This is a genomic window from Aeromonas sp. 601027 (genome assembly GCF_049174455.1).
Classification (GTDB): Bacteria; Pseudomonadota; Gammaproteobacteria; order Enterobacterales; family Aeromonadaceae; genus Aeromonas; species Aeromonas veronii_A.
In genome coordinates, this window is sequence record NZ_JAAKTN010000001.1 from 307,095 (window position 1) to 331,071 (window position 23,977).

Annotated in this window: 19 protein-coding genes; 9 read left to right on the top strand and 10 right to left on the bottom strand. The window is 60.9% G+C overall.

Going from position 1 to position 23,977, the window contains the following annotated elements:
• The first annotated feature begins 90 nt into the window (after positions 1-90).
• The 4 genes from accD (at position 91) to G5193_RS01370 (ending at position 3,568) form a co-directional block, all read left to right on the top strand.
• Positions 91-954, top strand: coding sequence for an acetyl-CoA carboxylase, carboxyltransferase subunit beta (gene accD, locus G5193_RS01355; RefSeq protein ID WP_005344944.1), 864 nt, complete (start codon positions 91-93; stop codon positions 952-954).
• 2 nt (positions 955-956) lie between these two features.
• Entirely contained in the window at positions 957-2,216 is a 1,260-nt protein-coding gene (gene folC / locus G5193_RS01360) for a bifunctional tetrahydrofolate synthase/dihydrofolate synthase (protein ID WP_421204756.1), read from the top strand.
• Between the two features lie 74 nt (positions 2,217-2,290).
• Positions 2,291-3,079: a cell division protein DedD gene (gene dedD / locus G5193_RS01365; RefSeq protein ID WP_421204757.1), complete on the top strand. Its 789-nt coding sequence runs from the start codon at positions 2,291-2,293 to the stop codon at positions 3,077-3,079.
• Positions 3,080-3,250: 171 nt separating this feature from the next.
• Positions 3,251-3,568, top strand: coding sequence for a heavy metal-binding domain-containing protein (locus G5193_RS01370; protein ID WP_216953896.1), 318 nt, complete (start codon positions 3,251-3,253; stop codon positions 3,566-3,568).
• A 116-nt stretch (positions 3,569-3,684) separates the two neighbouring features.
• Here G5193_RS01370 and cysG read toward each other — a convergent pair whose 3' ends face one another.
• From cysG to G5193_RS01395, 5 genes are all read right to left on the bottom strand, one after another.
• Positions 3,685-5,064 (bottom strand): siroheme synthase CysG, encoded by a 1,380-nt coding sequence (gene cysG, locus G5193_RS01375; protein WP_421204758.1) that lies wholly within the window; start codon positions 5,062-5,064, stop codon positions 3,685-3,687.
• Positions 5,065-5,261: 197 nt separating this feature from the next.
• On the bottom strand, positions 5,262-6,272 hold the full coding sequence (asrC, locus tag G5193_RS01380; protein WP_040066440.1) for a sulfite reductase subunit C: 1,011 nt from the start codon (positions 6,270-6,272) through the stop codon (positions 5,262-5,264).
• Positions 6,273-6,283: 11 nt separating this feature from the next.
• A complete protein-coding gene (gene asrB / locus G5193_RS01385; protein WP_021229668.1) occupies positions 6,284-7,123 on the bottom strand; it encodes an anaerobic sulfite reductase subunit AsrB in 840 nt (279 codons plus the stop codon).
• A 1-nt stretch (position 7,124) separates the two neighbouring features.
• Positions 7,125-8,183: an anaerobic sulfite reductase subunit AsrA gene (gene asrA / locus G5193_RS01390; protein ID WP_421204759.1), complete on the bottom strand. Its 1,059-nt coding sequence runs from the start codon at positions 8,181-8,183 to the stop codon at positions 7,125-7,127.
• Between the two features lie 200 nt (positions 8,184-8,383).
• Positions 8,384-9,226, bottom strand: coding sequence for a patatin-like phospholipase family protein (locus tag G5193_RS01395; protein ID WP_193860433.1), 843 nt, complete (start codon positions 9,224-9,226; stop codon positions 8,384-8,386).
• Between the two features lie 265 nt (positions 9,227-9,491).
• Here G5193_RS01395 and G5193_RS01400 point away from each other — a divergent pair, with 265 nt between their 5' ends.
• Positions 9,492-10,508: a S66 family peptidase gene (locus G5193_RS01400; RefSeq protein ID WP_421204760.1), complete on the top strand. Its 1,017-nt coding sequence runs from the start codon at positions 9,492-9,494 to the stop codon at positions 10,506-10,508.
• 134 nt (positions 10,509-10,642) lie between these two features.
• On the opposite strand, the gene G5193_RS01405 is transcribed toward G5193_RS01400, so the two are convergent.
• A complete protein-coding gene (locus tag G5193_RS01405; protein ID WP_421204761.1) occupies positions 10,643-12,238 on the bottom strand; it encodes a methyl-accepting chemotaxis protein in 1,596 nt (531 codons plus the stop codon).
• Positions 12,239-12,491: 253 nt separating this feature from the next.
• On the opposite strand from G5193_RS01405, the gene hutW reads away from it, so the two are divergent.
• Positions 12,492-13,853 (top strand): heme anaerobic degradation radical SAM methyltransferase ChuW/HutW, encoded by a 1,362-nt coding sequence (gene hutW, locus G5193_RS01410; RefSeq protein ID WP_227340727.1) that lies wholly within the window; start codon positions 12,492-12,494, stop codon positions 13,851-13,853.
• A gap of 111 nt (positions 13,854-13,964) precedes the next feature.
• Here hutW and G5193_RS01415 read toward each other — a convergent pair whose 3' ends face one another.
• Both G5193_RS01415 and G5193_RS01420 read right to left on the bottom strand, forming a co-directional pair.
• Positions 13,965-15,368, bottom strand: coding sequence for a DEAD/DEAH box helicase (locus G5193_RS01415; protein ID WP_421204762.1), 1,404 nt, complete (start codon positions 15,366-15,368; stop codon positions 13,965-13,967).
• A gap of 161 nt (positions 15,369-15,529) precedes the next feature.
• Positions 15,530-16,006, bottom strand: a complete 477-nt coding sequence (locus G5193_RS01420; RefSeq protein ID WP_040066373.1) for a glutathione peroxidase — start codon at positions 16,004-16,006, stop codon at positions 15,530-15,532.
• Between the two features lie 338 nt (positions 16,007-16,344).
• On the opposite strand from G5193_RS01420, the gene G5193_RS01425 reads away from it, so the two are divergent.
• Together G5193_RS01425 and G5193_RS01430 are read left to right on the top strand one after the other, a co-directional pair.
• Complete coding sequence (locus G5193_RS01425) at positions 16,345-16,953, top strand: 2OG-Fe(II) oxygenase (protein WP_265783640.1); 609 nt, start codon at positions 16,345-16,347, stop codon at positions 16,951-16,953.
• A 204-nt stretch (positions 16,954-17,157) separates the two neighbouring features.
• Positions 17,158-18,147 carry a D-alanine--D-alanine ligase gene (locus G5193_RS01430; RefSeq protein WP_421204763.1) on the top strand — a complete coding sequence of 330 codons (990 nt, stop codon included), beginning with the start codon at positions 17,158-17,160 and terminating at the stop codon, positions 18,145-18,147.
• A 171-nt stretch (positions 18,148-18,318) separates the two neighbouring features.
• Here G5193_RS01430 and mngB read toward each other — a convergent pair whose 3' ends face one another.
• Both mngB and mngA read right to left on the bottom strand, forming a co-directional pair.
• A complete protein-coding gene (gene mngB, locus G5193_RS01435) occupies positions 18,319-20,973 on the bottom strand; it encodes a mannosylglycerate hydrolase (RefSeq protein ID WP_421204764.1) in 2,655 nt (884 codons plus the stop codon).
• Between the two features lie 86 nt (positions 20,974-21,059).
• Positions 21,060-23,006, bottom strand: a complete 1,947-nt coding sequence (mngA, locus tag G5193_RS01440; RefSeq protein ID WP_421204765.1) for a PTS 2-O-a-mannosyl-D-glycerate transporter subunit IIABC — start codon at positions 23,004-23,006, stop codon at positions 21,060-21,062.
• A gap of 247 nt (positions 23,007-23,253) precedes the next feature.
• Between mngA and G5193_RS01445 the strand changes: the two genes are divergently transcribed.
• Positions 23,254-23,973 carry a GntR family transcriptional regulator gene (locus G5193_RS01445; protein WP_058057460.1) on the top strand — a complete coding sequence of 240 codons (720 nt, stop codon included), beginning with the start codon at positions 23,254-23,256 and terminating at the stop codon, positions 23,971-23,973.
• The last annotated feature ends 4 nt before the right edge of the window (positions 23,974-23,977 follow it).

The window sequence follows — 23,977 nt, forward strand, 5'->3', positions numbered from 1 at the left end:
GACCCGTCATTTGTTGCCATCGAGCTATTAAGTCATTGAACAATCTAGGCTCGATGCGTTTTGTCAGGCACAAAAGCATTAAGGAATTCCATGAGCTGGCTTGAGAAGATTCTTCCCAAGAGCAAGATCACTGCACCCCGTCGTCACAACATTCCGGAAGGGGTGTGGACCAAGTGCAGTGCTTGTGAACAGGTGCTCTACCGGGCAGAGTTGGAGCGCAACCTCGAAGTGTGCCCCAAGTGTGATCATCATATGCGCATCAGCGCTCGCGCCCGTCTCGAGAGTTTCCTCGACGAGCAGGGTCGTACCGAGATCGGTGCCGAGCTGGAGCCGCAGGATGTACTGAAATTCAAGGATTCCAAGCGCTACAAGGATCGTTTGTCTGCCGCCCAGAAAGCGACAGGAGAAAAAGATGCGCTGGTGGTCATGAAAGGGACCCTCAAAGGGGTGCCGGTTGTCGCCTGTTCCTTTGAGTTCTCCTTTATTGGTGGCTCCATGTCCTCCGTGGTCGGTGCCCGCTTCGTGCGCGCCGTCGAGGAGTGCATCAAGGAGGGCCGCGGTCTGGTCTGTTTCTCCACTTCTGGTGGTGCCCGCATGCAGGAGGCCCTCTTCTCCCTGATGCAGATGGCCAAGACCAGCGCGGCGCTAGACCGACTCTCCAAGGCTGGCCTGCCCTTTATCTCTGTGCTGACCGACCCCACCATGGGGGGCGTTTCCGCCAGTCTGGCGATGCTGGGTGACATCAACGTGGGCGAGCCCAAGGCGCTGATCGGTTTTGCCGGCCCGCGCGTTATCGAGCAGACCGTACGCGAGAAACTGCCGGAAGGCTTCCAGCGCTCCGAATTCCTGCTGGAGAAGGGGGCCATCGACCTGATTATCGATCGTCGCGACATGCGTAACCGTCTGGCCAGCCTGCTCGCCAAAATGCTGAATACTCACGTCATCGAAGAGTGAAGATGAGTTCAAACATGCAACAATCCCAAAGCCGGTCGCTTGTCGACTGGCTTTCTTATTTGGAGCAGATCCATCCGGTCAATATCGACATGGGTCTGGATCGGGTCGGTGCCGTTGCCCGGCGTATGGGGCTGACCCAACTGCCGTTCAAGGTGGTCACGGTGGCGGGCACCAACGGCAAGGGCTCCAGCTGTGCCATGGCGGCCAGCATTCTGATGGCCGCAGGCTATAAGGTCGGCGTTTACTCCTCGCCCCATCTGCTGCGCTTTACCGAGCGGGTGCGGATCAACGGGGCCGAACTGGCCGACAGCGATCACTGCGCCGCTTTTGCCGAGGTGGAAGCGGCTCGCGGCGAGATTGCCCTCACTTTCTTCGAGTTCGCGACACTGGCTGGGCTGTGGCTGTTTCGCCGCGCCGCGCCCGATGTGCTGCTGCTGGAGGTGGGGCTGGGTGGTCGGCTCGACGCCACCAATGTGGTGGAGTCCGATGTGGCGATGATCACCTCCATTGCCCTCGATCACTGCGACTGGCTGGGTGATACCCGTGAAGCCGTGGCGGTGGAGAAGGCTGGGGTCTATCGCGCCGGCAAACCCGCCATCAGCGGTGAGCCCAATCCACCTGCGACTATCGCGAGCGAAGCACAGCGTCTTGGCGCCAACCTGCGTCAGGTCGGTCTCGATTTTCGTGGCGATGAGCACGAGAGCGGTTGGGATTATCACGGCCTCAACCAGTGGCGGGATCTGCCAAAACCGGCGCTGCCGCTGATGAACGCGGTGACCGTGCTGGCGGCGCTGGAATCCCTCGGCTTGCCGCTGCCGGAGTCCGCCATTCGTGACGGGCTTGCCAATGCCCGGCTGGCTGGCCGGATGCAGCAGTTGCAAAGTGCGCCGCTGGTGATCGTCGATGTGGCCCATAACCCCCATTCGGCAGCCTATCTGGCCGCGCAATTGCGCAAGATGCCCTGCACGGGTGTGCGCCGTGCCGTGGTCGGCATGCTCAAAGACAAGGACATGACGGGGTCACTTGCTGAGCTCGACGGTCTGATCGGCGAGTGGTATCTGGCCAGCCTCACCGGCCCGCGCGCCGCCACCGCTGCGCAACTGGCTGCGGCGTTGGGAGAGGGCAAGGGGCCTGCCAGGGAGTTTGATGATGTCAGCGCCGCTTATCAGGCAGCGTTGGCCGCATCGAGTCCGGACGATATGGTCATTGTGTTTGGTTCGTTTTACACTGTCGCCGACATTCTGGCGGGTGTCGCCGTCTAGGCCACACCCCGGCTCCCCAGCCCTTTGGCGGGGAGCCAAATCGCATATTGAGTTACGTAAAGGTAGGATTCAACTTGGCCTCGAAGTTTCAAAACCGTCTGGTGGGCACCGTCATCCTGGTGGCCCTGGTTGTTATTTTCCTGCCGGACTTGCTGGATGGTCACAAGCTGGCACAAAAGGAGGAGGCCTTTGCCAAGATCCCGCTGCGCCCCGAGCTGGAGCCTGCCAAGCCTGCGCTGCAGGTCTCGGCAGCCAGCAGCCTGCCCGCCGATCATCTGGCCAGCCAGCAACAGGCCTCTGCGGCCCAGCAGTGGCAAGTGGAAGAGGTGGCTGACCCCATGACCCTCGCCGGTCAGGGCAACGGCGCGCAGCCGGCGACAACCCCTGCCGCACCGGTCCAGTCGCAACAGAATGCCCAACCCAAGCCACAGCCCAAGCCAGAAGTGGTGGCCAAAAAACCGGTCGAACCGCCCAAGCCAGCACCCAAGCCGACGCCAGCCAAACCGGTTGAAGTGGCCAAGGCACCTGCGCCAGCCAAACCACAGGCGGGTCAGATCAAGTCCCTCGATGATCTGATTGAAAGCAAGATGAATCAGTCGACCACACCTGCACCCGCGGCCGCGCAGGGTAGCTGGATCCTCCAGCTTGGTGCCTTCAAGAACGTCGACAGCGTCAACGCGCTGGTGAGCAAGCTGCGGGCGGCGGGCTACTCTGCCCACACCTCGCCGCGCACACCGGTGCAGGGTCAGCTCAACCGTGTCTTTATCGGGCCGGATGTCTCCAAGGCCAAACTGCAGGGGATGCAGGGACGGATCTCCCAGATGACCGGCCTCAGTGGCTCGGTGGTCTCCTACAACCCGTAATGGCGTTGCCGTTTGCAATGGCCCTCTGAAACAAACACCGCGCCCCGTGCGCGGTGTTTTTTATCTGACCGTCGTGATTTTTAATGACGGCGTCGTACAGGCCACCACCCGGTTGGGATTTGCTGTCAGTTGGGGTAGTCTGGGGCCTTCTGCTACTCACAGGAGTTCAAGATGATCCTCTCGACGACCCCCACGCTGGAAGGCAAAACCATTCGTGAATACCGCGGCATCGTGGTTGGCGAAGCCATTCTCGGCGCCAACATTTTCAAGGATCTCTTTGCCGGGATCCGCGACATCATCGGCGGCCGCTCCGGCGCCTATGAAAAAGAGCTGGCCCGTGCCCGCGACATCGCCTTCGATGAGCTGAAAGAGCGCGCTGCCGCCCTTGGCGCCAATGCGGTGGTCGGTATCGATATCGACTACGAAGTGGTGGGGCAAAACGGCAGCATGCTGATGGTCAGCATCAGTGGTACTGCCGTGCTGGTGTGATGCGCCACGCAAGGGTTGCCGACAACTGCCGTCGCAGGCAGGGTCACGGATAAAGTGGATAACTGCTGGCTGCCCAAGGGCCGACAACCCGGTTGTCGGCCCTTCTCGTTTATTGATCAATTTCTGTCGTTGCCATACCAGTCGAGCTGGTCGGCCAGAGTGACCACCGAGCCGATGATGATGAGGCTCGGGCTCTTCACCTGACGGGCCAGTTCGGCCAACTGCTGCAGCTCGCCGCGCACCACCCGCTGACTGAGCTGGGTGCCTTGCTCCACCAGCGCCACCGGGGTATGACCGGGCATGCCGTGGGTTTGCAGCTCATCCTGAATGCGGGCGGCGTGGGCCAGCCCCATGTAGAAGACCAGAGTCTGGCGGCGGGCCGCCAGCGCCGACCACTCCTGGGCGATATTGCCCTCCTTGTCGTGGCCGGTGATGAACTGCACCCGCTGGGCATGATCGCGGTGGGTGAGGGGAATGCCGCTGTAGGCGGCGCAGCCCGACGCAGCCGTAATGCCCGGTACTACCGAGAAGGGGATGCCCGCCTCGGCCAGGGTTTCCAGCTCCTCGCCACCCCGGCCAAAGATAAAGGGATCGCCCCCCTTGAGCCGCACCACCTGTTTGCCGAGGCGGGCCTGCTCCAGCAATAGCTGGTTGATCGCCTGCTGGGGCACACAGTGGCGGCCCGCCTCCTTGCCAACAAAGATCCGCTCGGCATCCCGGCGCACAAGTGCCAGCACCTCCTGCGACACCAGCCGGTCATAGACCACTACATCCGCCTGCTGCAACTGCTGCAGACCGCTTAGGGTAAGCAGTCCCGCATCGCCAGGGCCGGCGCCCACCAGGGTTACGCTTCCCTTGCTCTGCAGTGGCTCATTCAATAGCTCTGCGACGCTCTGCTCGGCAGCTTGCTGCTGGCCGCGGGCCAGCTGGCATGCCAGTCGCTCATGGCTAAAGAGTCGCTCCCAGAAGCGGCGGCGGGCCAGCTTGTCCGGAATGAGTTTGACCCGCTCGCGCAGCTTGCCTGCCAGCGCCGCGAGCTGGCCGAGGTGTTGCGGCAGCATGGCTTCAAGTTTTTCCCGCAGCTGGCGGCTTAGAACCGGGGCCGCGCCTGCGCTGGAGATGGCCACCATCAGCGGCGAGCGGTCGATGATGGCGGGCATGATGGCGCTGCAGTGGGCCGGAGAGTCAACCACATTGCAGAAGATCTGGCGCAGGTTTGCTTCGTTGAAGACCTGCTGGTTGACCTCTTGCTGGTTGGTGGCGGCGATCACCAGCCACTTGCCATCGAGCAGTTCGGGATGAAAGCCGGCGGCGCAGACGGTCAGGCGACCCTGCTCGGCCCAGCTCATCAGCTGGGGTTCCAGGTGCGGGGCATTGATGGTGATCTTCGCCTTGGCATCGAGCAGCAGGCGCGCCTTGCGCACCGCCACCTCACCGCCGCCGACGATCAGGACCGGCTTGTTTTGCAGCTGACAGAAGAGAGGGAGAAAGTCCATAACAGGCTCCGGATGCTGGCCCGCTCGCAATGCCGCGCCGGGCGAGATAGCAGGGCGCGCCGTGACGCACCCCGGATGGTCGGGGGAAAGATCCCCCGACGGGAATAAAAAAGGGGAAGGGTGATCTACGCCCGGGCCAACGACAGATCCCCACCGGTGTCGGCCACTTGATCACGCTTCCCCAAACGAGGTTTTTCCTATTGCACCGCTTTGACGTGCATGTTGGCGACGTACTGATCTTCGGCCCAGAAGATGCGGTCAGCGACCATGGCTTCCGGGTTGAGGGTGACGCCGCGCAGCACCCGCTCCTTGAACTTGTGATAACCGGCCCGGTCGATGAGATGGCCCATGTGCAGGTAGATGGGCTTGCCATCCAGCATCTCGGCTTCGAACTCGAACAGGTTCTTGATCACCGCATGCAGCACCTCTTCGGTCACCCAGTTGAGGAACAGCTTGCCGGTACGGGGGGTCTTCTTGCTGGTGCGTCCCCCCAGCTTGACCATGTAGAGCTGCTTGGGATCCCGCTGCCAGGCGAGGGTCGGGCAGGCCAGCACGCACTCGCCACAGCCGATGCACTTGCTCTCCTCCTTGACCGCCTTGCCATGCTTGATGGCGAGGCAATCCACAGCGTGGTGGCTGCACGCCTTGACGCAGGCGCCGCAGCCGATGCAGCGCTCGGCATTGAAGTGGATCTTGGCGATGCCGAGGATGCCGAAGTCGGCCATGTTGGCCTTGGCGCAGTCGTTGGGGCAGCCAGCGATCACCATCTTGAGGTGATAGGGATTGGGGTAGAGGTGTTTCTCCATCCGCTGGGCCAGCCCGGTGCAGTCGATATTGCCCTTCTGGCAGATGGTGTTGCCTTGACAGGCGACGATGTTACGCCCGCCGATGGTCTGGTAACCGGCTGTGGTGTCCTCAACCTCGATGCCGCAGGTCTCCACCTCGATCTCCTTGATAAAGGGCTCGAGGGCGGCGTTGACCTTGTCCATGTCCTGATACTTGATGCCGGGCATCGCCAGCTTCTGGCGGGTGGTGAGGTGGATCAGGCCGTTGCCATACTGTTCGGCGATCTGCTGGGCCACCGCCAGCAGGTGGGCGGGCATGATCCCGCCGGGAATGCGTACGCTGATCATCGCTTCGCCGCGCACCTTGGAGAGGCGGTATTCGTTCTTGGCGCGGGCTTTGATGATGTCGATATCGAGACTCATGGTGTTCTCCCTCAGTCGATCAGATGCTGGGCCTGGTCAAAACGAAAGACCGGTCCATCCACGCAGATATAGGTGTCGCCCATCCGGCAGTGGCCACACTTGCCCACGGCGCAGGCCATGCGGCGTTCGTAGTCGACCCAGATGCGATCCTTGGGGATGCCCCGCTCGAGGAAGGCGAGCACCACGAAGCGGATCATGATGGGGGGGCCGACCACGATCACCTGGATATCCTCCTTGTCAGCGAGATCCAGCTGGTCGATGTAGTCGGTGACCCGGCCGATGCGAAACTGCTCGCTCTCCTTGCCCTCGTCCAGGGTGACGATGAGGTTCTGCTGCTCGGCCCAGAGCGGCATCTCGTGGCGATAGAGCACCGCCTGCTCGTTCTTGAAGCCGAGGATCATGTCGAGGGATTTCACCTCTTCCGGATGTTTGCTGAAGCGGCGCAGCAGCCCCTTGACCGGGGCGACGCCGGTACCGCCCGCCACCACGATGAGGTGCTGGTTGCGGTAGGTTTCCAGCGGGTAGCCGTTGCCGTGGACGCCGCGCATCCACACCTTGTCGCCCACATCGAGGGCAAACAGCGCATCGGTTACCTTGCCGACCTTGCGGATCAACAGATCCACATAGCCATCGCCATAGTCGGAGACCGAGATGGGCGCTTCGCCGACGGTGGGCAGGGAGATCTCCACAAACTGGCCGTAGTGGACATCAAAGTCGCGGGAGACCCGAAAGTTCCACTCCAGCTCGGTGTGGCGCTCGATGGCCAGAATGGTGTAGGCCTTGGGCAGCAGGCGGTTTTCGACCACGTCCTGCTGCGGTTCTGCTGTTGCGGTTTGCTGGCACTGGCACATATCAGTTCGCCCCCTGCGCGTTGTCGGCTGCGATGGTCTGTTCGACCACATCGGTCATCTTGTTGATGATGTTGCTAAAGGAGATGTAGTGAGGGCAGCGATCGTCGCAGCGGCCACAGCCGACGCACATGTGCTCCTCTCCCTGACGGGCCTTGTAGTCGTTGACCTTGTGCAGGGCGCGATAACGCAGGCGCTCGCCATGCTTTGCGCGAAAACCGTGGCCACCGGCCATGTCGCTGAAGCCATCCACCATGCAGCTGGCCCACTGGCGACGGCGCTCGCCCTGCTGGGGGTTCTCCGCATAGGTGAGGTCATGCACGCTGTAGCAGCTGCAGGTCGGGCAGGAGGTGGTACAGCGGCCGCAGCCGATGCAGCGGCTGTCGTACTCGGCCCAGACCGGATGGGCGGTGAGGATCTGGCGGATCCGCTGGGGGTCGTCACAGACGCTGTCCGGGGTGCGAACCTTGACCGGATTGCTCTGGACAAACTCCGGGGTGAAGTCATCGGATTCACCGAGCTCGGCAAAGTAGCCGAGTAGCTCGGGATCCTTCACCTCGATGCGGGCACCCTCATCGCTCAGACGAATGGCGGCGGCGTAGTCCCGGGTCTCGTTGCTGCCCATGGAGACGCAGAAGCAGTTCTCGAAGCTCTCGCGGCACTCCAGCAGCACCAGCTTGAGCTTGCTGCGCAGCCGGGCGTAGTAGACGTCGCTGTTCTGGCCGTTTTTCAGGTAGACCTGATCCAGCCGGCGCAGAGCGTGGATATCACAGCTGCGCAAGAACAGCAGGGTGGGCTTGGCCTCCACCTTTGATTCGCGCAGCTCCAGATTGTCGAAGTAGAACAGGGTCTGGGTGATGGGGAGCACCACCTCTTTTGGGGAGAAGTGGGACTTCTCCTGCCATACCAGATCGGCCGGATGACGGATGCTGTGATAGGTGACGTTGTCGGTGTCGGAGAAGCGGCCGCCCCGATATTCGGCCGCGGGCGCCATGATCCGGTAATCGGGCAGCAGCCGCTCGAACAGCTGCGCCAGCGCGGGATGGGTGAGAAGAAACGACATAAATAAACACCTTGTATGAGGGTGAGATGCCCTGGCATAGGGATGAGGCGCGGGCCGGTCTGGGTGTCTGACACCGGTTCTGGCCGCGCTTGCCTCGCCACGGTCTGTTTTTATGACTCATGTTGCTCAACTGACCCGATTGTTATTGTGTTGGCGGCGCGTGCGTCGCGGCAGGTCGGGTCATGCCTGTAAAACCCTTATCAATTGAGCAGGGCGGCCTGATAGCCTGCGCACTTGCCCATCACGTATCCCATCTCCAGCTTGTTGATATCGCGGGTGAAACGGGAAACGGGGAAGTAGTCGGCCGGGGCGATCACCTCGATCTGGCAGTCCTCCGGCGGATTGGCGATAAAATCGAGCGCCTCGTTGTAGCTGCGATCCCGCTGCTCCAGTGCCTGTGCCAGCGCGGGGCGGGTCTTGAGCAGAGTGCGGATCATCCAGGGGAAAGGCATCGGCTTGAGCCGATAGCCAAGGGGCTCGGAGAGGATCACCGTCAGGTGACGGGCACCGCGGCGGTAGGCCTCGATCACCGGGATGGAGTCGGCCACCCCGCCATCTGTCATCGGCACCCCGTGCACCTCCGGGTATTCGTGGGAGGCGAGGGGAATGGCGCAGCTGGCGGGCAGTACTTCGTTCATGTTCTCCGGCTTGACCCGGATGTACTCCGCCTTGCCGGTCAGGGTATTGGTCACCACCGCATAGAAGGGGATGCCGGTCTCCCGGTAGGCGTGAATGTCGAGGGGATACTTGCGGCAGCTGGTGTTCCACAGCCAGTGGATATCCACCAGATTGCCCCCCTTGGCAAAGCGCAGGGGATCCATAAACTGCTGGCTGCACGCCAGTTTGGTCAGGATGTCGTGGCTGCGGCCATGCTGGCTGGCGAGATAAGCCAGCAAGTTGGTGGCCCCCGCCGAGACGCCGATGGCGAAGTCAAAGGGGCGATAGTCATGCTCGATAAACGCATCCAGTACGCCGCTGGCAAATATGCCGCGCATGGCGCCGCCTTCTACAACCAATGCGCTGGGGGATGCGTTTTTGTTCATGACAGGCACCTCATTGATAAGTCAGAGAGAAAAAGTGGGAAAGAGAACGTCCGGGCTGTCAGGCCGACCGTTCTGACAACCAACCGGGGTTGGCCATCGCAATGAGGTCATTCTAGGAAGGGGATGGTGTTTAGAATATCTGTTAATAATGAATCAAGTGTTTTGTATTTCTAAACGATGGTGATAAACCCGTTGTGATCAAAGGGGTTGTGTAGGAGTCTCAACGACTCTGTGATGGCTGGATATTGGCAAGGATGAGTGTGTCATGACGTTATTGGTTCCCCCGCTGCTTAAACGTGGCGATACCATCGCTTTTTTCTCCCCCTCCAGCGCGGCGACCGCTTGGGCACCCAACCGTTTTGCCCGCGCAAAAGCCTTTCTTGAGGGGCAGGGCTTTAGGCTCAAGGCGGGCAGCCTCACCGGCCAGCAGGATCACTGGCGATCCGGCTCCATTGCCGCGCGGGCCGAGGAGCTCAACGCCCTTATTCGCGACCCAGAAGTGCGCTGCATCATGTCGGTGATTGGCGGCAGCAACTCCAACTCCCTGCTGCCCTACCTCGATTTTGATGCGCTGAGGCGCGATCCCAAGATCATCGTTGGCTACTCCGATGTGACGGCCCTGCTGCTCGGCATCCACGCCCAAACTGGCCTGGTTACCTTTTATGGCCCGGCGCTGGTGGCCTCCTTTGGCGAGTTGCCGCCGCTGGTGGATGAGACGCTGGCCAGTTTTTTACAGATTGCGTTGGCCGATGAAGCTGGCGTCCCCTGCACGCTGCCTACGCCAGCGCAGTGGAGCGATGAACGGCTGGACTGGGAGAATCAGACCCGGGCCAAGCGCTGCCAGCCCAATCGGCTGAGCTCGGTGGGTTCTGGCCGGGTTGAGGGGCGGCTGATGGGTGGCAACCTCAACACCATGGCGGGGATCTGGGGCTCCCCCTATATGCCAGCCATCGAGTCTGGTGACATTCTGCTGCTGGAAGACAGCCTGAAATCTGCCGAGACGCTGGAGCGCTCCTTCGCCCACCTCAAGCTGTGCGGGGTGTTTGAGCGGATCGGCGCGCTTATCCTCGGCAAGCACGAGTTGTTCAACGATCAGGGCAGCGGCAAGCGCCCCCTCGATATCCTGCTGGAGGTGGTGGGGGAGCCGAACTTCCCCATTCTGGCGGAGTTTGACTGCGCCCATACCCACCCCATGCTGACGTTGCCGCTGGGTATCGAGGTGGCGCTCGATCTCGACCGCCAGCAGCTCACCTTGCTGGATCCCTGGTGGGATGACTGTTGAGGCTATGTTGCCAAGGGAGATGAAGCACACATGCTATGTGCTGAAGAGGATTGATGAATGCTCGACACCGCCCATCAAGGGTAGTTTGCGGCAACAAGCGCGACTCGGGAGCGCGCTTGTTGCCATTGGCTGGATTACCAGCGGTAGGTTTTCAGCAAGGCCTCCAGTTTTTGACACTGCTCGACCAGCTGGATACTGGCGAGGTTGGCGGCATGGGCCTGACCCAGAGTGTCATTGGACGTATTGCGAATGTCGCTGACCGCGTGATCCACTTCGCTGCAGACCCTGTCCTGCTCTTCTGCTGATTGTGCCATCTGGGCGTTGAGGTCATTGATGCTGGCGATGCGTCCAATGATGTTTTGCATGGCCGCCAGGGTTGCCTCTGTCTTGCTGATGCTCTCACCGGCTTTGCTTTTTGCATCCCCGATCACCACAACGGCGCTTTGGGCCTCGTTTTGCAGGGCGGCGATCATCAGGGAGATCTCCTCGCTGGCGGCGCGGCTACGGTTGGAGAGGGCCCGCACTTCATCGGCTACCACCGCAAAGCCACGGCCTTGCTCGCCGGCCCTGGCCGCTTCAATGGCGGCGTTGAGGGCCAGCAGGTTGGTCTGATCGGCAATCCCCTTGATCACCTCAAGCACACCGTCAACGGCGAGGCAGCGGCTATCGAGTTGCTGGATCACCTGATCCACCCGATCAATTTCTGCCGACATCTCGCCCATATCTATGATGGAGTGCTGGGCGAGGCGGCTGGTATTGGCGGCATCCTGATTGGTTAGGGCGGAGAGCTCGGCGCTCTTGCGGGCATGTTCGCGCACTTCGTGGGAGCTTGCCGCAAGCTCGCTTACAGCGGCGGCAACCTGAGTGGTCATCGACTCTTGCTGACGGGCCGAGTTTTCTGTCTGGGTCGCCACCTGACGGATCTGGCTCGACTCCTGATAGAGCTGATGGGTCGCCCCTTCTACTTCCTGCAGGCTGTGCCTGAAGCCCTGCACCATCTCATTGACGGCACGGGTCATCTGGCCCAGCTCATCCTGACTCTGGTTGAGCAGGGGGATAGCGAGGTTACGCTCTTTGGCCATCTGGAGCATGGTACGTTGCAGTTGCCGCAGCGGGTGTTTTACATAGCGTTGCAATACCCACCACAGCAGGCCGAAACCGAGGCTGAAGACAAGGGCCAGACTGCCGCTCAGGATCAGGTTGTTGTGGCGGATCTCGCCGAAGGTGTGGCTGAGGTCATAACTGATCCGCACTGCCCCCATTACGGTCCCTTCATTGACCTGGTGACAGGTGAGACATTGGGTGCCGCGATACTCCTTGTAGGCTTTGAACGGTTTGATCAGGGTGAGCTGGTTACCCTGTTGCTGCAGGATGGTTTCCCCCTGATTGATGGCGCGTTCGTCGAAGCTGTCCTGGGCTTTCTGGTCCGGGAAACCCAGGCCAAACAGGTTGCTGACGGCCGGGGCTCGAACCAGACGAGCCTCGACAATGCCCGCTTCACTCTTGAGTTTGGTCTGCACTATCTGCCGGTTGGCCATGCCACCTGTCATCATCAGCACGTTGACCTGATCCATATAGGTGTTGGCCATGCTCTCAACCTTCTCCTCTGCCAGCCGGATGGCGAGATCCCGTTGCAGCCAGGCAGAGAGCTCGAAGCTGAGGCCAAAGGTGGTGCTGATGACCAGCGCAAGAGGGAGAAAGATTTTCCAGTTCAGGGAGAGGTTATGCATAGTCGGGGCGTTCCATGCGTTGTTGTGTTTTATCTGTTCCAGCTTCATCTGAGCGTAGGCGAGGAGAGCAAGAATGATGGTTCTCTATCGGCACACCATAACCGCTCTTTAGTAAATAATCTGTTAAGCAGATCGGTAATGCTGGTTGCCAAAATGACTTCGACGAGCTGCACGGCTCTGCGGGTTGATCCAGAACAAAATGCTGGTAACGATAATCGTTATCATTGTCATTATTTGCTAAATAGTGACCACCATGAATCTGACCCCTTCCATGACCGGTATCTCCTCGCCGGATCCCCTCAAGTTTGCCTTTAGCGCCAAGACCTCGGCCCACGCCAGTCGGGGAGGGATGCGCCCCTTCCCGCTGGATGAGGCTGGCTGGCAGAGCTGGTGGCAGCGAGAGAGTGAAGCTGAGGAGCGCGCCCTCTACATCCATATTCCGTTTTGCCGCAAGCGCTGCAGCTTCTGCAATTTCTTTGAAAATGGCGCCAACCCGGCGCGGATCAACCGCTATGTCAACGCTCTGTGCGCCTCCCTTGCGCAGGCGGCTGACACCCCGCTGGCGCAGAGCCTGCCATTTTCAGCCGTCTATGTGGGGGGCGGTACGCCGACCGACATGAGCGCCGACGAGCTGGCCATGCTGGCCGCCGTGATCCGCCGTTTTCCGTTGTTGGCCGATGCCGAGGTGACGCTGGAGGGGCGGCTCAACGGCTTTGATGATGAGAAATGGCAGGTGGCGCTGGCCGGGGGCTTCAACCGCTTCTCATTCGGGGTGCAGAGCTTTGATACCCGGGTGCGTCAGCAGGCGGCCCGTTTCGATGACAGGGAGACGCTGCTGACCCGTCTGGGTGAGCTGACCCGGGATGATGCGGCTGTGATCGTGGCGGATCTCATCTTTGGTCTGCCCGGTCAGGATGATGCCGTGTGGCAGCAGGATATCCGCGATGTGATGGCGAGCGGTGTACATGGGGTCGATCTCTATCAGCTCATCGCCATGCAGGGCACCAATCTGGAGCGGGCGCAGGAGAAGGGCACCCTGGATTGGCTCGCCGATGGCCAGCAGCGGGCGGCCATGTATGCCTATGGCGGGGCGCAACTGGAAGCCCACGGCTGGGAGCGTCTCTCTTGCAGTCACTGGCGGCGCAGTCCGGCCGAGCAGAGTCGTTATAACCAGATGGCCAAGCGCGGTGCGGAGATCCTCCCCTTTGGCGCCGGTGCGGGGGGCAGCATTCTTGGCCACGGCTTGATGTATGGACGGGATCTGGCCCCCTGGCACGACGCGCTGGCCAGCGGCAAGCGGGCGCCCGGGATGGTGATGGGGCGCAATCCCAATGCAAGGATGGACGGTCTGCTGCGCGGTGCCCTCGACAGTGGCGTGCTGGCGCTGGATCGTCTGCCGGTCTCCTTGCGTGCTCATCTGATGTCGCTCTTCTCGGCCTGGCAGCAGCATGGCTTGGCCGAGATAAGCCATGAGCGACTGCAACTCACCCTTGCCGGACGCTTCTGGAACGTCAATATGCAGGCTGGCTTGTTCGAGTTCTTGCAGCACAATCCGCTCGATGGTTCAGCGCCGCCCAGCCATGGTACCGCCGCGGTGCGCCATTCGCTGGTTTGAGCCCGAGCGGAGCATTTGCACGGAGCACTTGCACGACTCCGTGCGATCCATAACGAAAGAGGGAGCCTTAGTGGCTCCCTCTTTTGGCTTGGCAGTTAGCGTCGCGCGAGCTTACTCGTCGCTGCTCTCCTGATAGCTGTCGCGCATTGCTTTGGGCAAGCGGCGCATTGGCGCAAAGCCGATATCCTCGCCCACTACTTCCCGCTTGCGGGACTTGTTTTGAGCAGACTGGGCGGGTTTTTTGCTGGCGTCACCCTTGGCTTTGCCCTTGCCCGCGGCTGGCTTGCCCTTGGCATTGCTGCTCTTGGCGTTGGCATGACCGCGAGCCCGAGGCGGGTTCTGCACCGGCTTGCTGCCCGGCAGAGTCTGGCGACTCGGCTTGCCGCTTGGCTCATACCCTTCCAAGATCTCCACGGACAGGGATTGGCCGATCAGGGCTTCGATCGCCTTGAGCTGACCCAGCTCGTCCTGACTGACCAGCGAGATGGCCTCGCCGCCACGACCGGCGCGGCCGGTACGGCCGATACGGTGGATGTAATCCTCCGCCATCTGGGGCAGTTCAAAGTTGATCACGTAGGGCAGTTGATCGATATCGAGACCGCGGGCGGCGATATCGGTCGCTACCAGCACCCGCACCTCGCCACTGCGAAAATCGGCCAGCGCCCGGTTGCGGGCACCCTGGCTCTTGTCACCATGGATCGCCACGGTATTGAGACCATCTTTTTGCATCTGCTGTGCGAGGCGGTCGGCGATCTGCTTGGTGCGAACAAACACCAGCACCCGCTGCCAGTTGCCACGGCCAATCATGTGGGAGAGCAGCTCGCGGCGGCGTTCCCGATCCACCTGAATGATGCGTTGGGTTACCTGCTCGGCAGCAGTATTGCTGGGGTCAACCTCGATCAGGGTGGGGTCGTTCAGCAGATCATCCGCCAGCGCCTTGATGTCGTTTGAGAAGGTGGCAGAGAAGAGCAGGGTTTGCCGCTCTGCAGGCAGCGCCTTCATGATGCGGCGGATGTCGACGATAAAGCCCATGTCGAGCATGCGATCCGCTTCATCCAGCACCAGCACTTCCAGCTGGCTCAGGGTCAGGGCGCCCTGGGTCAGCAGATCCAGCAGACGGCCCGGGGTGGCGACCAGAATGTCCACCCCCAGCTTGATGGCGTCCAGATTGGGCTTGATGCTGACACCGCCATAGGCGATCAGAGTCTTGAACGGCAGGTGGTGGGCATACTTGATGATGCTCTCTCCCACCTGTGCCGCCAGTTCGCGGGTCGGGGTCAGTACCAGTGCGCGTACCTGACGACGGCCACGACCGTGGTTGGCCAGCAGACGCTGCAACATCGGCAGGGTGAAACCGGCCGTTTTGCCTGTGCCTGTCTGGGCACCGCCGAGCACATCCTGACCAGCCAGAATAGCCGGAATGGCTTGCTGCTGGATGGGGGTTGGCTGTTCGTAACCCAGCTCCTTGACGGCCCGCAGGATGTGCGGGGACAGACCCAGTTCGTTGAATGACATGTTCGAGAGAAACTCCTGAGATGAGCCTTTGGCTCAACCGGTGGCCAGCGCGTTGGGGCCAGCCACGATATGGAAATGATAACGGGGGCGTAATATAGCAAAAGAGCGGCCGCTGCGCAGTAGCTGTTGTACCGGCCGCTCTTTTGTATCGCGAAAAGCAATCAGAGCAGGTCGCGGATGGGGGTGACCAGACTCTCCGGCTTGGTGGTGGGAGCAAAGCGGTCAACCACCTTGCCATCACGGTCGATCAGGAACTTGGTGAAGTTCCACTTGACGTTTTCGAGCCCCAGCAGCCCCGGTTTCTCTTTCTTGAGCCATTGATAGAGGGGGTGGGCCTGTTCACCGTTGACATCGCACTTGGCCATGATGGGGAAGCTGACCGGATAATCGAGAGAGCAGAAGCGAGCGATCTCGTCCGCATCCCCCGGCTCCTGATTGCCGAACTGGTTGCAGGGGAAGCCCAGGATCACCAACCCCTCTGGCCCCAGCTCGCGATAGAGGGCTTCCAGCCCCTCGTATTGAGGAGTAAAGCCACATCGGCTAGCCACATTGACCACCAGTACCACCTTGCCCGCCAGTTGAGTCAGCGGGTAGGGGCTTCCATCCAGTTGTTGCAAAATAAGGTCGGGCAGAGGCATAAGCAGATCCTTCTCGTGGTTATCCGTGGGGTGTCAGGTCGGTTGTGGCGATGAGCGCCGGCCTAACGACATGATGGTGATGTGGCTACGGTATCGGTTGGCTCTTTTAACGGCAAGGTGAGAGCAAGGATCCGTCCCCTTGATTGCAAGGGCCATCACAGTTTCGACAGCCAATACGATCCTTGGCAGAGCGGGATCACAACTGTCGACAAAAACGCGGGGCGGCGGGCAGCAACTCGCGTATTGATGTTGGGACTTCTCAAGAGAAGCAAACCGGTTTGTGACTTTGCCGGTAAGTCGCTACAAAGCGCCCTCTTTCTACTCATTGTGAGCCAATCTTGGACTATCAAGCTGCCATGGATGCCATTTACACCCGGGGATGGGTGATAGTGGATGATTTTTTGACCGCCACCGAGGTGGATGCCCTCAAAGCCTGTTTGCCAAGCGAATGGCAACCGGCCGGGATCGGCCGTGACGCCCTGCACCAGGGCAATCCCGACATTCGCCGTGACCAGATCCACTGGCTGGAGCCCTCCCTCGGTGCGCCGGTGGCTGACTACCTCGCCCGGATGGAGTCCCTGCGTCTTGCCGCCAACCGGATGCTGATGCTGGGATTGTTCGACTACGAGGCACACTTCGCCCGCTATCGCAGCGGGGATTTTTACGCCACCCATCGGGATGCCTTTGCCGGTCGCTCCAACCGCCGTCTTACCACCGTATTTTACCTCAACAACGACTGGCTGCCCGAAGCGGGTGGAGTGCTGCGCATGTATGACGACAAGGAGCAGTTTCTGATGGATGTCAGCCCCAAGGGGGGGCGGCTGGTCATGTTTCTCTCCGAGGAGTTTCCCCACGAGGTGCTGCCTGCCAATCAGGAGCGCTACAGCATTGCCGGCTGGTTTCGGGTCAATGGCAACGGCATGGGAAGGGTCGATCCCCCGCGCTGAGGGGCAATGTGTCCCGATTTTGACACCGGGGAGACTTTTCACTGCAAGAAGTGGGGTCATGGGTCTCCCATCAGCTGACAAGGGTTGATCTCCCTTGCTACACTGGCGCGCACTTATGTTCGTATCTGGCTTCGTCCGGTTTTTATGGTGGTTGGCTTATCAAATGGTCATGACGAGGCCGCTTTTCCCAAGGGATCACATCTAATGAAGAACATGCATGTCTTGCTGCTGTGCGGCGGCGGTGGCTCCGAGCACGAGGTTTCTCTGCGCAGCGCCAATTTCCTCGAAAAACAACTCGCTCTCCTGCCCGGCGTCGAAGTGACCCGCGTCGAGATGTTTGCCGACCGCTGGCTCAGCGCCGATGGTCGCGAGTGCAAACTGGGGCTGGACAAGCTGCTCTCGTTTGACAGCGTGGCCCGTCCGGTAGACTACGTGGTGCCCTGCATCCACGGTTACCCGGGTGAGACCGGCGATCTGCAATCCTTCCTCGAGCTGGCTGGCCTGCCTTATCTGGGCTGCGACGCCGAAGCGAGCAAGATCTGCTTCAACAAGATCACCACCAAGCTGTGGCTCTCCGCCATCGGTATCCCCAACACCCCTTATCTGTTCCTGACCGAGCAGGGCGATGCGGCTCTGGCTGAGGCGAAAGTGGCACTGGCCAAGTGGGGCAAGGTCTTTATCAAGGCCGCCTCCCAGGGCTCTTCCGTTGGCTGCTACTCCGCCAGCAACGAAGCGGATCTGGTGAAGGGCATTGCCGATGCTTTCGGTTACTCCGAACAGGTTCTGATCGAGAAAGCGGTCAAGCCGCGCGAGCTGGAAGTGGCGGTTTACCAGTATGGTGACGAGCTGGTGGCGACTTATCCGGGCGAGATCTGCGTGCCGCAGGACAAGTTCTACACCTATGAAGAGAAGTACAGCAGCGCCAGCCATACCGAGACTGCACTGCGTGCCGAGGGGTTGACCCAGGCGCAGGCCGATGCGATCCACGAGTATGCCCTCAAGGCGTTCCGTCAGCTGAAACTGACCCATCTCTCGCGCATCGACTTCTTCCTGACTGAGGAGGGGGAGATCCTGCTGAATGAAATCAATACCTTCCCGGGTATGACCTCCATCTCCATGTTCCCGAAACTGCTGGAGCATCACGGTCACCGCTTCGCCGACTACCTTGAGCAGATCCTGCGCAAGGCCAGCTAAGCGTGCTCTCCCGCTCGCGGGATGAAGCAGAACCCAATAAAAAAATCCCCGCCAATCGGCGGGGATTTTTTTATGCCTTTATCAAGCGGGGCAGGCCAGCTTGAAGGGATAAACAGGCGGGGAGGGGATGACTCTTCCCCGCCTGTTGCTAGCTGTGGGGGTTACCGGCGGTTAGCCGCGAGCCACCCGAAAGCGTACGCTGCGGGAGTGGCACGGCGCCAGCTCGCCAAATTCGCCAGCGGCCAGTTCAAGGGGCAAGGACTGCTCGTCCATCCGCACCGCTTGCCAGTCGTTCAGGGCGTGTTCGCAGCTCACTTTGCCACCCTTTAGTACCACCTGCTCGCTCGGGTTGTAGACCCGGATCACCAGCGCCTCTTCATCCTCTGCCTTTTTCAGGGCGCTCAGCACCGGACCGGAGGGGTCCATGGTGAGCAGGCTGAAGTGGAGCGGGGTGGTGAAGCTTGCCTTGTTGAGCTTCATGGCATCGAACGGGATCTTGTTGTAGCAGCGCACCGGGGTGAGGTAGCTGCGCGCCGCCTGCATCACGTTGGCGCTGATGTGATCGCCAGCAAACGCCAGCAGGCTGAAACGGCAGCTGAGTTTGCCACGCACCTGGGAGTCCGGGGTGGGCAGCTTGATGCCGGAGGGGCGACCCGGGCGCAGCAGCAGCTCCTCTTTGCCGAGTACGCCGACCCCGCGCAGCAGGGTGAGTGCCAGGGTGTCGCACTGCTCACCGATCACTTCAAACTCGCGCAGACCGTCACTCAGCACCGCCAGCCCCTGCTTGCCATCTTGCAGGGCGACGAAGTTCATCAGCTGCCAGACCGGAATGGGAGCCTCTTTCCACCCCTCCGCTTCCCAGTCGGCCATGGCGCTGTCGCGTGTGGGGCGGGTGATGCAGCCAAACTGGTTGTCAGAGACCACAGTGTCGCTCGGGAAGGGGGTGGGGATCAGCACCCGCACCCGGTGATCATCGGCCTGATTGTCGAGCTCCAGCTCGATATCGATACGCGGGCTCTGATGCGCTAGGGTGATGCGGCAGGTGACATCGAGGTGGCCGCTGCACTGGCGGTTGGCACGCTCGGCGAGGTTGGCAGGCAAGGCCATACGCAGTTTGAGGGTCGCAATGCTCTGCCACGCCTGATGGGTGACCTCGCGGGTCACCGCAAACTCGGTGGAGTAGCGCAGCCACTCGTCCCGCGACGGCGAGTAGTCATACTCGTCGCCATCATCGGAGCCCTCTTCCAGCGTGAGCACCTGATCAAAGCGAGTGCCGCGCAGCTTGTCCAGGATCTGCAAGGTGCCGTTGTCGTTGAGGGCGATGCGGTAAAAATCGTTCTCCAGCAGCTCGCCGCTGGCCGTCACCGGCTGCTCCAGTCCCGGCTGGTTGCCCTCGATATGGAGAGTGCAGTAGCCCATGGCCGGCAGCGGATGACAGAGCTGGATGTCGTACTCCATAAAGGGGTCGTAGTTGCCATAGTGCACGATCTGCCTGTCCACCAGTCCCGGATCAATCTCGCGTTTGGCGCGGATGAAGTAGGGGACCGGCTGGCCCGCTTCATCGCGCAGGGCAAAGGATTGGGCGCGAATGCGGATGCTGGTGTTGATCACCTCCTGACGAGGGAAGGGCATCAGGTTGAACAGGCAGAGCTTGTCAGCCACCTGTACCCCGTCTTCACAGAGCGCCACCGGCATGTTGTCGACAATCTTGCGCATGTAGAAGCGGATCAGGTTCTCGGCCATGTCGTCGGCCAGAATGAAGCGGGTCATCACCTCCTGATGCACCTTGTCGCTGCAGCAGCAGCCGATGCTGTCGTGGGCGTGGTTCTTCATGATCTCCTTCCACATCTTCTCAAGCAGCCCATGGTGGTACTCGAAGCCGAGTGCCCAGGCGATGCTTGCCAGCGGCTCGAGGATGTTGACGATCTTGTTCTCGATGGCGGCGTGGGCCAGCTTGATGTCCATCCGGGTGGACGAGATGGTGCGGTGTACCCGCATGTATTTGCCGTCGTTGAACTCCCCCTTGAGGGTGGCCAGCTGGTCGCGGCATTCTTCAATGCGCTCGAATACCTGCTCGAAGCGGCTCATGTGGAATTCACGCTGGGGGTAGATCTCCCGCAGCTTGTCGATGATGGCGAAGATGTTCTGTTGCAGCGGCATCTGATCGTGGCCGTTGGGCAGCAGGATATCCTTGGTCACCGAGGCCTTCTCCAGCACCTCGAAGTAGGATTCGAGCCGCTTGCGCAGGCCCGCCTCATCTTCCGGCAGGTACTTGCCGATGGCGTAGCCGAGCGGCAGTACCTGGGCGGTCACCTCGCTGCCATCGTTGCTCTGCCAGAGGAACTCGGTCTTGTCGGTACCGTGGCGCTCGGAGCAGCCGCGCCAGAACATGGCACGATCGATCCCGAAGCCGTTGAAGATGTGGGGCAGTTGGGAGGACATACCGAACGAGTCGGGCAGGTAACCGATCTTCATCGGCTCGCCAAGGCTGAGGCAGTCGCGCATCCCGTAGAGCAGGTTGCGCAGGATAGATTCGCCGCTCACCTGCATGGTGTCGGTCTGGGTGTACCAGGGGCCGATGATGAGCTTGCCCGCCTCCACCAGCGCCTTCACCCGGGCCTTGTTCTCGGGCTGGATGGCGAAGTAATCCTCCAGCACTGCGGTCTGGCCGTCCAGCACATAGAACTTGTAGTCAGGGTCGGATTCAAGACGCGCCAGGATCTCCGCCATGTTGTTGACCAGCAGGATGCGGGACTCCTCAGTGGTGAAGTACCACTCCCGATCCCAGTGCATGTGCGGCGTGATGTGAACTCGTGAAACTGTCATGACAATGATCCTTTGCTGACGCACGGCGGCCCTTGCCTGCCGTGCGGAAAAATAGTCTGTTGAAAAATCGGTTGTGAAGATGAGCCTTACTCAGCGGCAACCACCTGATAGGTGCCGCGCTGCATGGCGTGACGGCGCCAGCCGATCAGCACCACAGTGGAGATAAGGGTGCCCACCAGCGCCGCACCGAGCCAGAGGGCGGCAGCCATCAGGGCACCGTGGCCGCCATCGTGGAGCAGGAACAGGGAGAAGATGCCGGCCCCCGGGGTGGAGAGACCAATCCCCATGGCACCCACCATGGCGCCGGTAACGACAGAGCCTGCGAGGAAGGAGCCGATCACCCGGATCGGATCTTCGATGGCCATCGGAATGGCGCCCTCTGTGATCCCCGCCAGCCCCAGCAGCCAGGTCGATTTGCCGGTCTCGATCTCGAAGGTCTGGAACAGGCGTGGCGCCAGCAGGGTGGAGAAGGTGACGGTAAAGGCCGAGACCATCTTGACCGCGCCGAAGATGGCGTAAGGGCCGTAGACCCCGTTGGCCATGGCGCCGAGGCAGAAGGCGTAGGCCGCCTTGTTGACCGGGCCACCCAGGTCAAACGAACACATAAAGCCGAGCAGGGCACCCAGCACCAGCGCATTGGTGCCGGAGAGGCCGTTGAGCCACTCGGTGAGGCTGTTGTTGAGCCAGGCCACCGGCTGGCCGATGACAAACAGCATCAGGCTGCCCGCCACCAGAGTGCCGATCACCGGATAGAGGTAAAAGGTGAGAAAGCCGTTGAAGTTGGGGCTAAGGCGCACATGCTGCTTGACCCAGCGCATCAGGTAACCGGCGATAAGACCACCGACCACGCCGCCGAGAAAACCGGAGCCAATCATGTTGGCGGCCAGTCCCGCCGCAAAGCCCGGGCCCAGCGCCGGTTTGTCCGCCAGCGAATAGGCGGTATAGGCCGCCAGCACCGGCACCATCAGGGTGCCCAGCATGCCACCGCCGAGTTTTCGGTACATCCAGAGCCAGGAGTTCTCGGTATCAAACAGATGTTGCAGGCCGAAGATCTGGGCCAGCAGCACAGAGACGGCAAGCACGGTACCGCCTGCCACGATGAGCGGTACGGCAAAGGAGATGCCGCTCAGCAGCGCCTGTTTGAGCTCGGTCTTGAGGCTCACCTTCTTGCCGGTCGGCGCGTCGCTCTGGCTGGGGTTTGGCGTCGGGGCGGTGCGACCGGCCTTGGCCGCTTCCAGCGCCTCATTCAGGATCCGCTCGGCATGGCGGATGGGCTCGGCCACCGGCGTCTCGATCCGGGGGATGCCAGCAAAACGTTCCTGCTCCTTGATGGCCACCTCGGCGGCGAAGATGCAGGCCACCGCAGCATCGAGCGCCTCTTGCGGCAGGCGATCCTCGATGCCGTTGGCACCCTGCTTCTCGACCAGTACCCGAATACCCAGCTTGCGCCCCGCCTTTTCCAGATACTCGGCAGCCATATAGGTGTGGGCGATCCCCGCCGGACAGGCGGTGACACAGACCACAGTGGGTTTATTTGTATTTAAGTTGTCTTCTTTTTCTGGTTTCTTGCCACTATCCCCCTCACCATCGAGCAGTGCCATCAGTTGCTCGGCACTCTGGGCCGCCAGCACCGCCTCGCGGGTATCGTCATCCACCAGGGCTGTGGTGAGGGTGGTGAGCAGCTGCATATGGGTGGAGCCCGCCTGATCGGTCGGGATCGCCAGCATGAAGATCAGGTTGACCGGCTCGGGGCCGTCGATCCCCTCCCAGCCCAGCTCCTCGCTCAGGGTAGCGACGGCAAAGGCTGCTTCACGCACCGCATCGCACTTGCCGTGTGGCACCGCCAGCCCTTCGCCAAGGGCGGTGGGGCCCTGTGCCTCGCGGGCCATGACCGCAGCCAGAAAGGCAGCCTTGTCGTGCAGCTTGCCGGCCTGATCGAGCCGATCAGCCAGGGCATGAATGGCCGCATCCCGATCGGCAAACCGGGTTTGCAACGTGATGAGATGGGGGCCGGTAAGACTGGTCAGATTCATGATGATCCTCTGTCAGGTTGGCTTGCCAGCAAGCCGTCATGGTGAAAGTGACAGCGATGCTAACAAACCGGCCGACTGATTTTTGTGAGTGGTATCATACAATTCATTATTTGTATTGTTTTTGTATTGTTTGTTCAAGGTGATTTGTTAGGTCAAATGAGGCCGAGCCGTTTTGTCTGCCGGGCAACTGGGGTAGAATGGCGCCTCTTCCATTTATCATGGCGCAGAGCCGACGAGGTGGCCTTTCGTGTCGAAAAAACCCATGTATCGCCAGATAGCCGACACCATCCAGCAGTGGATTGCGCAAGGGGAGCTGGCCCCCGGCGATGCCCTGCCCACCGAAGCCGAGCTGCGCGAGCAGTTCGGGGTGAGCCGGGTGACGGTGCGCCAGGCCCTCAAGCAGCTGACCGAACTCAATGTTATCGAGAGCATTCAGGGCAGCGGCAGCTATGTGCGGCAGGAGAAGGTGAACTACGACATCTATCAGCTCACCAGCCTCTATGAGAAGGTGACTGATCCGGCGGCCGAGACCCACAGCGACATTCTCGCTTTCGAGGTGATCAAGGCAAGCAGCGAGCTGGCCGAGCGACTTAATCTGCTGGAAGGGGCGCTGGTCTACTACGTCAAGCGGGTGCGTTTTATTCGCCAGATCGCGGTAACGCTGGAGGAGACCTGGATGCCGCTCGCCCTCTTCCCTGACCTCAGCTATGCGGTGATGCAGGGCTCCAAGTACCACTACATCGAAGAGGTGAAAAAGTTGGTGATTGACCGCAGCGAGCAGGAGATCATTCCCGTACTCCCCTCGGCGCAGGTGGTGGAGGCGCTCGGTATCGATCCTGCCAAGCCCATTATCGAGAAGGTCTCCCGCGGCTTTTTGCAAGATGGCACTGTGTTCGAGTTCAGTCGCAACTTCTTCAAGAGCGATGATTACAAGTTCACCCTGGTCGCCCGCCGCGCCAAGGGGTGAGCAG